Annotated in this window: 11 protein-coding genes and 1 pseudogene; 6 read left to right on the plus strand and 6 right to left on the minus strand. The window is 40.5% G+C overall.

Going from position 1 to position 14,400, the window contains the following annotated elements; translation table 11 throughout:
• Positions 1-543: 543 nt before the first annotated feature.
• Positions 544-814, plus strand: a pseudogene (tnpA, locus tag A7Q09_RS11305) (IS200/IS605 family transposase).
• Positions 815-1,504: 690 nt separating this feature from the next.
• On the plus strand, positions 1,505-2,701 hold the full coding sequence (locus A7Q09_RS06895) for a hypothetical protein (RefSeq protein ID WP_244228587.1): 1,197 nt from the start codon (positions 1,505-1,507) through the stop codon (positions 2,699-2,701).
• A gap of 753 nt (positions 2,702-3,454) precedes the next feature.
• Here the strand turns inward: A7Q09_RS06895 and A7Q09_RS06900 are convergent.
• On the minus strand, positions 3,455-4,471 hold the full coding sequence (locus tag A7Q09_RS06900; protein WP_134390597.1) for a methyltransferase: 1,017 nt from the start codon (positions 4,469-4,471) through the stop codon (positions 3,455-3,457).
• 1,292 nt (positions 4,472-5,763) lie between these two features.
• Positions 5,764-6,390, minus strand: coding sequence for a uracil phosphoribosyltransferase (gene upp, locus A7Q09_RS06905; RefSeq protein WP_134390599.1), 627 nt, complete (start codon positions 6,388-6,390; stop codon positions 5,764-5,766).
• 81 nt (positions 6,391-6,471) lie between these two features.
• Here upp and hemB point away from each other — a divergent pair, with 81 nt between their 5' ends.
• Together hemB and A7Q09_RS06915 are read left to right on the plus strand one after the other, a co-directional pair.
• Positions 6,472-7,482 (plus strand): porphobilinogen synthase, encoded by a 1,011-nt coding sequence (gene hemB, locus A7Q09_RS06910; protein ID WP_134390600.1) that lies wholly within the window; start codon positions 6,472-6,474, stop codon positions 7,480-7,482.
• A gap of 10 nt (positions 7,483-7,492) precedes the next feature.
• Complete coding sequence (locus tag A7Q09_RS06915) at positions 7,493-10,069, plus strand: glutamine-synthetase adenylyltransferase (RefSeq protein WP_134390602.1); 2,577 nt, start codon at positions 7,493-7,495, stop codon at positions 10,067-10,069.
• Here A7Q09_RS06915 and rnc read toward each other — a convergent pair.
• From rnc to A7Q09_RS06935, 4 genes are read right to left on the minus strand one after another with little or no spacing between them, the layout of a single operon-like run.
• Positions 10,008-10,736, minus strand: coding sequence for a ribonuclease III (rnc, locus tag A7Q09_RS06920; protein WP_134390604.1), 729 nt, complete (start codon positions 10,734-10,736; stop codon positions 10,008-10,010). The genes A7Q09_RS06915 and rnc overlap by 62 nt on opposite strands.
• Positions 10,737-10,772: 36 nt before the next feature.
• Entirely contained in the window at positions 10,773-11,696 is a 924-nt protein-coding gene (locus tag A7Q09_RS06925) for a tyrosine recombinase (protein WP_134390606.1), read from the minus strand.
• Between the two features lie 10 nt (positions 11,697-11,706).
• Positions 11,707-12,411: a nucleotidyltransferase family protein gene (locus A7Q09_RS06930; protein ID WP_134390608.1), complete on the minus strand. Its 705-nt coding sequence runs from the start codon at positions 12,409-12,411 to the stop codon at positions 11,707-11,709.
• On the minus strand, positions 12,411-13,001 hold the full coding sequence (locus A7Q09_RS06935; RefSeq protein ID WP_134390610.1) for a non-canonical purine NTP pyrophosphatase: 591 nt from the start codon (positions 12,999-13,001) through the stop codon (positions 12,411-12,413). The genes A7Q09_RS06930 and A7Q09_RS06935 overlap by 1 nt, the downstream gene beginning before the upstream one ends.
• 56 nt (positions 13,002-13,057) lie before the next feature.
• Here A7Q09_RS06935 and A7Q09_RS06940 point away from each other — a divergent pair, with 56 nt between their 5' ends.
• On the plus strand, positions 13,058-13,450 hold the full coding sequence (locus tag A7Q09_RS06940) for a gamma-glutamylcyclotransferase (RefSeq protein WP_134390611.1): 393 nt from the start codon (positions 13,058-13,060) through the stop codon (positions 13,448-13,450).
• 403 nt (positions 13,451-13,853) lie between these two features.
• Positions 13,854-14,135 (plus strand): hypothetical protein, encoded by a 282-nt coding sequence (locus A7Q09_RS06945; RefSeq protein ID WP_134390613.1) that lies wholly within the window; start codon positions 13,854-13,856, stop codon positions 14,133-14,135.
• The last annotated feature ends 265 nt before the right edge of the window (positions 14,136-14,400 follow it).

The raw sequence follows: 14,400 nt of genomic DNA on the forward strand, positions 1-14,400 counted from the left end.
TATAGCTTGCAGATAGAGTTTGCCATGCCGATTATTCTGTCCAGGGTGTGCAGTTTCCATCCTTCCCCATGGGACTTGTATCTCCAGCCCGGATAGCGGGGCAGGCTTTTGAAGCGAGGGGCAGTCCTGGTGTTTCGCCATTTTTCAGGCGGCAAAAGAAGCGCTGAAAAGCTAGGTCCAGATGCTTGAGGGTTACCTGCTCCGATTGGGCATTCAATCTGGCCAACGCGGGCTCCGCTTTGCACCATTGCATGATTGCCTTGCATTGGTCAGCAAACGACAATCTCTTATTGGTTTCCTTCTACACACGCGGATGCGTTCTTCGAGGGCCCTGTTATACAAGCGCTGATGCAAAACAAGCATCTCCTGCAACCGGGTTTCTTGCTTGGCGCCTGGGATACAGCCGATAAGTGACTTTGCGGTTCAGCATGGGTTATATCCTACTCGGTTCCCATAACCATGCAAACTCTACGTAATCTATATCATTGCGTTTATAACTTGACCAGCCGCTTGGTTCTGGTTACGAAATATCACCGCAGGTGTATGACCGGCCCCATGCTAGACCGACTGGCTGTTATCTGCCGGGGTACGGCGGCAAAATGGGAGTGCGAGGTGCTGGAATTCAACGGTGAGGCGGATCATGTGAATCTGCACGCTGACTCCCAAGGTATTACCGTCAGCCTCCGTGAATACTCTCAAGACGCTCACCAGTCGCTTGCTGCGCAAGAAGTTTGCAGATCACCTAAAACGATATTACTTGAGTAAACCCGTATTCTGGAGCCGAAGTGACTGGATCCTAACCGTTGGGGGGTGAGCGACTGTCCGTGCTCAAGCAATACATCGGAGCAGCAGGAAAGACCAGAGTGATCGTCCTTTGAGCGACCCGTACCGCTTCATCACTCCCTGAACCGCTGCGCGGTTACAGGCGGAGCACTTCGGCGCGCTTGGATAGATGGAAGTTTAAGGAAAAAGCGTGGCTAAATAAAAGGCACAAAGACTATTCTTTTTGGCTCTATCCAACAAAAAAGTGGAACAGCCCATCCGACGCTTGAATATAACGACTTTCTTGCCTGAAGCAAAGATCCCTATGAAAAGAGATAAAGACAGGCTCTAAACACTACAGCTGTATGCAAGGATTGCCTACGACGGATTATGCCGTGTGGACTCCATTTAGTAAATTGGAACAATTTGTTGGAAATAGAATCTTTACTTTTATCCTCGTGTAGTTTGAACAGCCTTTTACCATGAAAAAATTCTATACAATTTTTTTGCGTGTTCCTTTTTGTTCTTGTTTGTTGTTATCTCTTTATTTTTTTGAAGAGTTGGGGCATGCAGGAAACCAGCAGGATGAGGATGGTGTGGTTATAAATAATACCTCAGAAATAAACCAAGGTTTACAGAGTCAATCTGCAAACCAAATTATAAGAAAGCTATCGACTAAAAAAGATCTCCTTCAGATAATACCCAAAATATACCAACTTCTATAGCTCAGGAAACTGTAGTTTTGGGCAGAGAGCCTTCATTGCTTCTGCCATGGGAAAATAGTAAAGTTGACCTTGATTCTCGAGAAATATGGTCAGACAAAATCGCCGCAAGTGATACACCAGCTGGCCTCATGGGAACCGGTCATATGCATAGAAAATATCAGCCAATGATTGGTTTTTGGTGGATGTATATGAACATGGGACCAGATTATTATGAAGGTAGCAGTGCATTGAATTTGAATGGGCTAGAGGCAATACGTTTTGCAGGCAAACCTGTGGCTATGGGTGACGTCTCTATGTTTATGGAACAATATATGCCGATGCTGATGTTTGGTTTAACAGACAATCTAACCTTCATGGCGATGTTCCCAATATGGGATAAACAAATGGATATGATAGGATTGCCCATGGGTGGATTTATGCCAACAGGAATGCATGGGATGAGTGGAATGACCGGGATGGGTGGAATGCATACTGGTAGTGGTGGACTGCCTTTACAACCAATGCCTCCAGGGAGCCGGATGTCAATGAAGGCTATTGGCCTTGGAGATATTAATTTTCAATGGATATATAAGCTACTTGATTTTCATAGACATAGAATTCAAATGAACCTCGGTTTTTCAGTGCCTACAGGATCAATTGATGAAACTATGTCAGATATGGCTGGGCATCGTGTCTATCCATATGACATGCAACTGGGCTTAGGTGTTCCCGCTTTTATAGGGGCATTGACATATCTTGGGCAGAGTGAAGACAGGCGTTGGGGATGGGGTGTGCAAGGTTATTCAACAGTTCCTGTTGGTCGAAACAATCAAGGTTATGCTTGGGGAAATTCATTTTTTGGAAATGGCTGGGTTTCTTACAATTTTACCAGTTTCGCTTCCATTAATTTTAGTGGTGTTGGTTATTATCAAGGTGAGATTCATGGGGCTAATCCTACTAATGAACTTTCAATTCGAACCGCTCCTTTTATAGCAATGCCCGATATAGTTGCATCCTGGACAGGTGGCGAATGGGCTGGTGCAGCCTTAGGTGTGAACATGAGAATGCCAGGTTTTGCTAAAGAAGGCTTTCAAAAGGCAGGGACCTCACCAGAAAATGCGTTGCAAGGAAATTTTCTTACCGCTCAAATTGTGAAACCCCTTTATCAATATTGGAATGGTGTTCAATATGGAATGAATTGGATGGCGACTGTCTCATGGCAATGGTGGTATTGAAACTTCTTTTTTAGGAAGATTTTTATAAATTATATTGGCAAAGCTTACGGTGGGGTTAAAATGGCTGAATTTTATGTTTTGTTCTTGTGCTATTGGAGATTTAAAATCAGACATTGTCTGGAGTTAGACCTAGTTGCTAATATCTTTCATGACCCTCCCAAATCCTTAAAGGGGATAGATTTTGGTCTGTGATTAAACCTATGGCTTGCGCCTCTCTGAACTCCAGAGCGCGGTAGATGGCGTCACTACTCTTATCAATTAGCAAACGTTTTTTTTCGGACATAAACCCATGTCCGGCTGCCTCCAATGATCCAAAATACACCCTACAGACCTTACTAGGTCATAGATAGAGATGATATCTTAAAATGGGAAAAAAAACATCACTTTTTCTCCAAAAGCTAGGTTGGTATATTGAAACTGCCTTCAGATAAGATCCACTGCAGATGCTTCTTTGAATCTAGGAGGCATTAAGAGAGGAGAATCATGCACAGCCCCAAAAGTTCTCTTTTCCTGCGTAATCAGGTAGCCAGCCGTGAACGTTCTTAAGTGAGAAAGCTAGACAGTCTAGTCTGGCTTTGTTATCGGCAAAGCCCCAGTAGTGGAAGTATAAGTTTTTGCTTGTTCGAAGAACAAGCTGCAGTAGCAAAAAGAAGAACAGGGATAGAAACGCCCTATCCGCTGCCAATGTTTGTCTGCCCACGGCATTTATCCTATGGTCTTCTGCACAATAGGATAAAGAATAGAATAAGCTAGTTAGTGTTTTGAGGCTAATAAGAGTGGGGAATGATAGCCAATATCATGATAACTAAATTTTGAAAATCCAACCTCTCTTAGCCATTCTTCGTATTCTTCTCCAGAGTAAATGCCACCTTCTTTAGTGTTTATAAGCATACGCAACCCAAAAAGAATGGCTTCTAAAGGTCCAGTGCGTTGACGATTAGGTAAAAATTCTAAAATAGCAATTTGACCGTCCGAAGCTATTACTTTGGAAATTTTAGCTAACAATCTCCGACTTTTATTTTCCCCTTCAGAATGAAGGATATGGCCGAAAATCACAAGGTTGAAATTCTTATGGGGATATTCAATCTCCTCAATATTTCCTGCTAAATACTCATAACGATCTTCAATTCCATATCTTTGAACATAACTTCGGGTAAATTCAAGAACTCTAGGAAAGTCTACTGCTGTGACTTTTGCTTGCTTATCAGTCAAGGCAACCGCAAGACTCCATACGGCAGAACCACAGCCTATATCCAAAACACGGAGTGCATGGAGAGAAACTCCAGCTCCGATCGCTCGAGCCGCTTTCACTGCAGGATCACGATGGACAATATGAAGAAATCTAATAAGCTTGGGGAAAAATTCTTCTGCTTTGCTTTGATTTTCAACTCCTTCAGGTGGACCACCCTTGAGAACAGCTTCGGTCAACTTTGTCCAATCTTCGTTAAGAAAAGAATTTTGTAAAAAATCGCCAATATAATCTGGAGCTTCTTCAATTAACAATCCTTTAGAAAAAGGAGAAAGTCTATAGATCTCCTTTTCTTTTTCAAGCAGGCCAAGCGCTGTAAGACTATTCAAAAAAAAACTGAGTCCTCTCTGACTGGCCCCTGTCTTTTGGGATAATTCTTCAAGAGTCATTTCATGGCTATTAAGAGTTTTAAAAATACGAAGTTGAAAAGCAGTTTTTATAATATGATGCGCTCTGATATCAGAAAAAAAAGTAAAAATGGGTAGGGGATTAAAACTAAGTTCAAAAGAATTGTTGTTCATATTATGTGGTTAAAATTAATTTTGATTATACAAAGACTTAACATAGATAAAAACAAAGTAGAATGCAGTTGTTTCCTTTTCTTATCTTTTAAGTTTTTTTTCTTTATTAGTATAAACTTGTTGAAAACGGAAAATGCTCATTCATAAATGTGACAGTCCCAATCCCCTGCAGGAGACGGGCTTCTGTTGGAAAGCTAGTAGTTAGGCCCTTGACTTCCCTGATCTCGGACTCCACCGAAGTAGGATTGATTGCATTGCTTGCCTTTCCTAATAGCATCCTTTCCCTTCAGCCGTCGCCTCCATATTTGGCCGTCTTCTACTCTTCTGAATTTTGGCATCCGCGCACGCAGTCTTGCGAGCTTATCATGGGATTGGAGCGGTTCTTCAAGCTGTTCTGCTTGCGCAAAAGACTACCCGACAACCGCTTCAAGCGGGAAAAAAGCGTGTTGTTCGGCTTGAGACCTTGGATCACTTCACCCGTTGAGAGCGTTGGGCAGGCTCTAACTTTTTAGAGGGCCCACGAACCTTTTTTGCTTCACGATCGCAGCCGATGAATGATTCCTTGGCCTTTGTTCACAAAGAGCGCTTTTTCGCAGCGAATGTCTAAGCTAAGACCAGCATGGCAGGATCGGTTTGCCTCTGGGTTTGGCTAAGAGGCTTGCAGGCCTGCCGCAAATCATAGGTAAGAGAAAAGAACGCATGGCACATGATGTGGATTGACTACGAATGGTTCACAAAGTGGCTTTTGGTACCGCAGATCATTTTAGGCTCGACCATTTCTCCATGCGGCGCCAAGCAGTGCTGCCAAACATCGCGGGTACACTATCCTGACTTTCGCTTCATACATTTGTCCAGTTCGAATCCTTTGAAGCAATTCCTTCGGAGAAATGCCTTAAAAACATATGGCTACGCACAGATGGTGGGGAAGCGGATATGAGAGCAAAAAGTACCTTACTGGTCGTTATATAGCATGTCGGCTAAGGAGGCTAGAAGAACGAATACAAGGTTAAGGCTAGGTATGCCACCAGAGTGATATTGAGGGTTGCATGTGGTTGGCTTACTGGTACTTTAGAAAGACTAAAACCTATTGTTTTGTAGTATTCATATACGGCAGGACAAATCAGCGGCGAGACGATCTGGGGGGGCAACATGGCTGGCTAAGGCAAGTGAAGTCCTGGCTAGCTCCGCTCTCATCTCTCGACTTAAAGACCTAAGGGAATTTCTAAGCGAGACATTAAAAAAAATAGTAATTCACAGTACTTATAAAAAATTCAAAGAGTGGAAAAGGAAGACTAATCAAATGGACCAAAAAGTCTATCTCCGGCATCTCCTAAACCTGGAAGAATAAAACCCTGGGCATTAATTTCGCGGTCTACACATCCAGTAATAATTTCAACATCGCCATAGGAATGCTCAATCAGTTTGATGCCTTCAGGACTTGCAATGCAACAGATGATTTTAATGGAAATAGCTCCATAATTTTTTAAAAGTCTAATTACTTTAACCATTGTATTTCCTGTAGCTAGCATCGGATCAAGGATGAATACCTGATGATGGTGTTTTATGTTAGGGATTTGTCCATGATAAAGACTGCTTTCCAATGTTTTTTCATCCCTCACAGCTCCTAAAAAAAATACTTGAGCTTCAGGAATAAGCGACTGGAAACTTTTGAGCATCCCAAGCCCTGCCCGTAAAATCGGAGTAAGTAGGATTTCTTGGTCAAAAATAAAAGTCGAAGTTTTTTCTAAAGGTGTCTCAATTTCAATTGGCTGTAACGAAAGACTTTGAGTGGCATAGGTTGCTAATATAGAAGAGGCTTGATCCAAATAAAGTCTAAAAAGACTTTTGGGAGTGTTTTTATCCCTGAGCCGTGTGAGTCGATCAATAAGCAAAGAATGTTTTATTATTTGTAATGACATTTAGTTTTAAAACCGTACTTTAAAGGAAAGAAAGCATTATTCTCTCCAACTCTGATAGATTCTAAGTAATATTTTAAAGCTATGAAAGAAAAACCATTCGATTTGTCGAGAAGGCCTAGAAGATTTAGGGCAAGCAGGCAAATTCGCAGCTTACTTACAGAAACCCGGCTGACAATCAGTAATCTGATTTGCCCCTTGTTTGTTCAGGAAAAAAAAGGTAAGGAAGAGATTGGCTCGATGCCTGGCATTTTCAGGTATTCTTTAGAAAACCTTTTAGAAGTCTGTTCGGAACTCCAAGAAACGGGAATTAACGCTGTGGCTTTATTCCCCTATGTTCCAATAGAAAAAAAGGATGATAGTGGCTCTCTCGCATTGGATCCAGAAGGATTAATCCCCAAAGCAGTTTCGGCGATCAAAAAAAACATTCCTGAGCTTCTTGTCATCACAGACGTTGCGTTAGATCCCTATACAACCCATGGCCATGATGGATTATGGAATGAACAGTTAGGTGATGTAGATAACGATGCGACTGTAGAAATATTAACAAAGATGGCGGTAATGCTTGGGAAAATGGGAGCTGATTTTGTTGCTCCTTCAGACATGATGGATGGAAGGGTCGGTCAAATAAGAAAAGCTCTCGATTCCGAAGGATTAACGAAAACAGGCATTCTTGCTTATTCAGCTAAATTTGCTTCAGCTTTTTATGGACCATTTAGAGAAGCGGTTGGCTCTGCAAAAAAAAAGGGATACTATCTTGATAAAATGACCTACCAACTCAATCCTTCCAATAGGAGAGAAGCATGTTTAGAAGCAGTACTCGATGAAAAAGAGGGTGCCGATATCCTCATGATTAAGCCAGCTGGCCCCTATCTTGATATTATATACCAAATCAGACAAAATACCCTTTTACCCGTAGCTGCCTATCAGGTGTCGGGAGAGTATTCGGCTATTGTGGCTGCTGGCTTAAACGGTTGGCTAGATCCTAAAAAAGCTGCTATTGAATCGTTAGTAGCAATTAAACGGGCAGGGGCCGATATCATATTAACTTATTTCGCTCAATCATTAGCAAAAGATCCTTCTTTTAATCTTTAATTTGGAATGTATGGAAAATTTTGGTCGGTTTGCAAACAAAGACATAGCGTTGGAAGCTTTTCTGGATTTTTCGGAGTTTGCTAGAACTCAATTCAAAGCTCATCCTGAATGGGAAGAGTGGCTGAAAAGTCCTGAAATTTCTGATCCTACCCATTACCGAGGTCTTGGTAGACTTAAAATCGATTGGCAAGAACTGGCAAATGGTTCTTTAAGCTTACAAAATCGTATAGATGCTTTGAAAAGGTTGAAACAAAGAGAAATTCTCCGAATCGGTTTTTTTGATTTTGCCCTTGTATGGAGTTTGGAAAAGGTATTAAAGGCTCTTTCTTTGCTTGCTGATTTTTCCATAGAGATCATTTTGGATCTGGCAAAAGCGCAATTGGGATTTCCAGCCTTTCCTTTTGCTATTTTATCCATGGGAAAGTTGGGTGGAAAGGAGCTCAATTACAGTTCAGATATTGATCTCTTATTTCTCCATAATGGGTCTAATAGTCATCATGATATGGCTAATCGACTGGGGAAAAAAATCGTTCAGCTCTTCTCAATGGCTTATGGCGGTTTCTATAGAATTGATCTCCGACTAAGGCCTGATGGAAATAGTGGGATACTTGTTCCATCGATCAAATATTGTGAATACTATTATTCGGCTTTAGGTGAGAGTTGGGAAAGAATGGCTTTGATTAAAGCAAGAAAATCAGCTGGAGACAGTGCTTTGGCTTATGAATTTGAAATTCTTCGCTCCCTATTTTCTTTCCCAAGGCATATCACTGAGGAAATGTTTGAAGAGGTTTTTGAAATAAAATCGAGGATAGAAAAAGAACTTTTGGATGAATCTTCCAAAAAAAGAAATATCAAACTTGGAGAAGGTGGCATACGAGAAATAGAGTTTATTGCCCAGTCCTTTCAAGTGGTATATGGAGCCCGTTATCCCATTCTTCAGAGTAGGTCCACCCTTGAAACTCTGGAAGCATTGACTACATGCCAATTAGTTCCAAAAAAGGAAATGGAAGCACTTAAATTAGCCTATTATTTTTTTAGACAAGTGGAAAACAGACTGCAAATGGTTGCCGATCTTCAGACCCACTTGATTCCTGAAAATACTGTTCAAAAAAAAGCTCTTGCTTCCTCTTTAGGTCTGGAGCTTGAGCTCTTTGAAGAAAAACTAGAAACATATCGAATGACTGTTCGAAAGTTGTTTTCATCGGTTTTCCCACTTTCAAAGGAAAAAGGAGAATCTATCTTTCATTTTGAAATCTTTCCTGATCCTCAAAAAGCCTATAAAGACATTCAATCTTTATTGGATAGTGATCCGATCAAACCTTCTGCGCGTGCTTCGAAATCTTTAAAACGGCTCTATCCAATCCTAGAAGAGACATTGAAAAAAACCGTGGATCCAAATCTTTGTTTAAGCCGATTTGTGCAGTTCGCAGAAAAGTATGGAACAAAGGCGATGCTTTTCGAATCCTTCGCATCAAGCTCTAAGGCACTGGAACTTCTTTTGCGGCTTTTTGATTCGAGTTCTTTTTTTACAGAAATTCTTTTGTCTCAACCAGACTTGTTTGAGGAAATATGCCGAAGCGATGGACTTTATACAAAGAAGACAGTCGGGGATTTTTTCAACGAATTGGCCCAGATCGAACAAGATCACCGGACCAAATATCGCCTTTATAGAAAAGAGGAACTCTTCAGGATATTTTTGAGAGACATTCTTGGAATTGCTTCTCTTATTGAGATAGAAGAGGAATATACGGCACTTGCCGAGGCTATTCTTAAGCATGCATGCAATCTTTGTCATGCACTCTCTAACGCAATCATTGGAGTAGGAAGGTTTGGGGGAGGAGAACTTGGATATGGTTCGGACCTGGATTGTCTCTTTATAGGGAATAATTTGAATGGAGCTTTGGAACTGAATCGTTTTCTTTCTGAAATGCTACCAAGTGGCATTCTCTACAATTTTGATTTTAGGTTAAGACCTCATGGAGAAGGTCCCATTGTACTCGAAGAGGAAATGTATGAACATTACTACGGTTCTGTAGCCATGTTTTGGGAAATTCAAGCCTTACATAGAGCTCGCTTTGTTTGTGGAAACGAAGAATATGGAAGGAGATTTATCCGGTTTGTTGACGACTTGTGGGCAGATTGGAGTCGGAGAATCCCATGGAAGGAGTTTTTTGAATTACGTGAGAAGATCCAAAAAGAAAGGGATAGTTTTGTACCTGTTGAATACCGGATCAAAACAGCACCAGGAGGTCTTATGGATATTGAGCTTGGATTCCAAATTTGGCTAATGAATAAGCAAATACGAGAACCAAGCATGTGGAAAGCTTTTTTACTATTGGAAAAAGAGGATGAGCATACGGCTCGATTAGCTAGAGAGGGCTATGTCTTTCTTAGGCGGATCGAATCGGTTATGAGACGAGAAAGAAATAGCCCAATATCGGTATTGCCTTTAGACGACGCAGCAAAAGAAAAACTGGCTCGGATGCTTGGCTTTGATTCCAAAGCCAAGTTTATGGAAGCCTACTTCACGACTCTTGAATCAAATCGATTGGTGTTTGAGAAATTAACTTCTCAAAAGCTTCCTTAGCAGCTCGAAGTTCAGCTTCTTTCTTACTTTTCCCAGATCCTTTACCTAAAACTTGATTTTTCCAAAGAACCTCTACTTCATACCATTTGTTATGTGCTTCTCCGCTTTCCAAAACAATTCGGTAGACGGGCAGTTCCATTCCTTTTTTTTGTAAAAATTCCTGCAACAAGCCTTTTGAATTTTCATATTCTAAAAAAGCAGAAGGATCTTTGTGTAATTCTACAAATAATGGTGAGAACAGTTGGAAGACAAAGGACTTTGCCTTTTCCCATCCCCCATCTAGATACAATGCTCCTATAACTGATTCTAGGGCATTAGCCAGATTCGAAGGTTTTGTTCTCCCTTGATTTTTTTCTTCCCCCTTTCCCAGCCTTAAATATTTACCGATTCCTAAAGAAGAGGCCAATGGAGAAAGAACTTTCCGACTGACCAATTTTGCCCTGAGTTTGGTCAGTTTTCCTTCATCAAAAGAGGGAAAAATTTCAAAAAGCTTTTCAGTAATAGCAAGCCCCAAGACAGCATCTCCTAAAAATTCTAATCTTTGGAAATCTTTGCCGGTTGTTTTCATCGATTCAACAAAGTAGGAAGGATGTGTTAAAGCTTCTTCCAGCAATTGATTATTTCTGAATGTATGACCGAGTCTTTCTTCTAATTCAGCAAGATACATCGATACTAGGATTGTTTTTTTTGTGATTAGTTGCTTTTATATTTTTTCATTGGCTCTGGGATGACAACGCTGATGAATCTCTTTAAGATATTTTAAATTCACATGGGTATAAATTTGCGTGGTTGCTATGTTGGCATGACCAAGCAGTTCTTGGATAATCCTTAGATTGGCTCCGTTTTCTAAAAGATGGCTAGCAAAGGTGTGTCGAAAAAGATGAGGATAAACCCTTTTATCAACACCAGCCTGATTAGCATACTGGATAACCAACTGCCGAATTCTGGATCGAGTTAAGGGTTTGCCAATGCGACTTAGGAAAATTTCACCCCCAGACTTCTTTTTCACAAAAAAGTCTCTTCCTTTTAAAATATATTTATCCAGAGCTTCTTTTGCACATTTTCCTACAGGGATGGCTCTTTCTTTGTTCCCTTTTCCACAAACCCTTATTTGAGAACGTTCCGGGCTATAAGCTTCTAACTTCAAGCTGATGAGTTCAGAAACTCTAAGACCGGAACTGTAAAGAAGCTCTAAAATGGCTTTATCTCTCCACCCTAAGGGATTGTCAGGAAATTCTAAATTAAGAATTTTTTCAATTTCTTTCTTTGTTAAAAACTGCGGCAATCGAGATTGGATGGAGGGGAGTTCTTTTTTGTACAGTGGATTTTCCTTAATCTCATTTCGATCTTTGTAAAATTGAAAAAAATGACGAAGGGCAATAATTATAATTTTTATGGAACTCTGAGAGAGTCCCTTTTTATTCTCTTCTCTCAAAAACTGTTCCACATGACAGATTTGGATTTTTTGAAGGCTTAATTGTTGAGAAGCAGCCCAAAAGGCGAATTTTTCTAAAACTTGTTGGTAGAGTAGTTGCGTATTGACCGAGTGGCTTTTTTCTATAGCAAGATAGGCTAGTACTTTTTCTATTTTTTCATTCCACCTATCGATAGCCGTAGTTTGTTTCACTGTTTTTATTCTAAGAGTTTAATGACCCTAGTGTTTGTGGATCTCGTACGTCTACACAACTACCTGCTATTAAAAAGCCATAGAGTTTGCCATGTCGAGAAAACATTCTTAAAGCATCTGTCAGTTCATATTCTCCGCGAGGGGAAAGACAAAGGTTTTCCATAAAGTCGAAAATCTTTGGGCTTATTAAATAGATCCCTGCGTTGTAAAAGGCTCCTTTAGAAAGGGCAGGGTCTTGAGGCTTTTCTATAATGTCAATAATTTGACCATCAGAACCAATAAAGACAGCCCCTCCCTTGGAGAGATCGTTTCCATCAGTCAATCCCACAAGCCCATCCCCTTTATATGCGTGAACCATCCGACCATATTCTCTACAGTCACCTAAGAGAATGTCTCCATAGGACAAAAAGAAAGGTTCATTTGAGATCAAATCCTTTGCAACAAGTAGAGCCTTGCCTGTCCCATCTTGTTTCTTTTGAAATCGGTAATCAATCTTTATGCCCAAAAATTGGCCATCTTTAAAATATTCTAGAATTTTCTCTGCTTTGTAGCCAACGACAATACAAAAATGTTCAACTTTGGCTTCCTGATACAGTCCCCGAATAATCCACTCTAATATGGGCTTTCCTTTAACCATAAGCATCGGTTTAGGCAAGTCATGGGTTAACGAGCCCATTCGGGTCCCTTTACCGGCCGCCAGAATGATCGCTTTCATTACCACTTTTTTTCTTCAAGAAAAGCCTTTAATTGCTGACATGCTTTCCCACGATGACTAATCATATCTTTTTGTTGTTCAGTCAGTTCTGCCATTGTTAAAGAATGTCCTTGAGGAATAAAAATAGAATCGTATCCAAATCCTCCATGCCCTTTGGGTTCAGTTGCTATTATGCCATAACAAAAAGCAGTCGTTTCAAAAAGAATTTTTTTTTGTTTGACTAAGACTAACGAGCAAACAAATCTTGCAGTCCTATCTAAGGATTTTGAACTCTGGAGATTGTGTAGTAGTTTTGCAATCTTTTCTTCGCTGTTGGCCTTTTCTCCCGCATATCGGCTTGAGCGGACCCCCGGTTCACCCTTAAGAAAGTTAACTTCTAAACCTGAGTCATCTGAGAGAACTAAACCACTATATATGGCAGACAAAGCCATGGCTTTAAGCCGTGCATTTTCTAAGTAGCTTGTGAAAGATTCAGGAGGGAAAAATCGTTTGAACTCCTCAGGCAGAGGGACAACAACATTTGGGTAGAGGAGTCGAGAAAATTCCTTCCATTTGTATAGGTTCGAAGAAGCTAAAAGGATTTTATTCATGGCTACAAAATCTTTTTCTATCTTCTTTCTATCATTATAATAGACTTTCAATTAAGATGTTATTCAAAAAAAATGCTATAAAGATATTTGTTTATGGAACATTGAGAAAAGGGCAATGTAGGAATTCAATTTTGAGTCGCTGCGAGTTTATAGGATTAGGTATTTTATATCATTTCCTTATGTATGATCTAGGAGAATATCCTGCTATTATCCCTGGAAATGGAAAAGTCAAGGGAGAACTCTATATTGTTAATAAAGAAATCTTGAAAAAACTCGATTATATTGAGGGAGTCCCTTTTTTGTTTAAAAGAGAAAAGGTAAGTATAATATTGTTAAACTCTGAATATTATCAATTGGAAGCTTATGCGTATGTATATTGTAATGAAATACAAAAAAAACCATTAATTGAACATGGAGATTGGATAATATATAAAAATAGTATTACATAATATATTCTATAAAAATGGATTAGTAAAAAATATGTGTTTTATGTATTTTCTTTTTTATTCTTTTTTAGATACATTGTAAACAATAGCTTAGAGAATACTGACAGGATTTAGCAGACTATGAGCGTTTTGCCTCTTTTTTCTGAATAATAATTGATTTATTACAGGGGAAGAGAGTAGGTCCATCAACTCTTCGATTCTCTGTGCAACCGCAAGATAGAAAGAATCATTAAAGTCCAAGTTAGTTCACTAATCCATGTTTGGTGAAAATCGCCTGATTTTGGGGGTGCTCCAGAGGAGAGGGAGCCATTTTTGCCGAAAACATAGTTATACATTATGAATAATTATTATGAATAAATTTTTTAAAGTAACTACATAGATCAACGTTGTAGGATAATGTTTCTTTATGTTTCTGCGTATCGTTCTAATCCGTCGGCTCAAGCGGGAAAGTGGACCAGACCGTTCGACTGGTGGAGAGCTACTACGATCGAGGGAAAATCTAGAGAGCTGGTCTATAGCGAATCTTCTAGCGCAAGGAGCTTTTGGCTCCTCATGTGGACAGGCTTGTGGAGCTTTTAACGGGGGAGCTCGAGCAAAGACGACGGAGAGCTCTAAGCCAGAATTAGCGGCGGTTTGTGGCCCGCGACTATTAGCCAGGGCCTTGTGGGAGGAGTTGGGGTTTCTTTAGCTTTTGGGGGGGAGCTGCTCTAGAGGCGGCAAGCTCTTTCTTTTGCGGAGAGAGCTTTTGTTCTTGTAGCCCATCGGTTGATTTGCTCGGGAAGCGAACATACCCTCTTCCCAGTGGTTAGAGACTGACTATGTCCCGGATCGGCGGGGGGGACGGACTAAAGCCGGTGTGGAAGCAAAACGGTCGGGTACAGGTGGCCCACCGCTTCCTTTGGCCCTGGTATCAGACGCTGGATGAGCTTAATTCAAAGGAAGGGGAAGATCGA

Origin of the sequence: Methylacidiphilum sp. Yel (assembly GCF_004421185.1) — a bacterium.
Taxonomy (GTDB): domain Bacteria; phylum Verrucomicrobiota; class Verrucomicrobiia; order Methylacidiphilales; family Methylacidiphilaceae; genus Methylacidiphilum.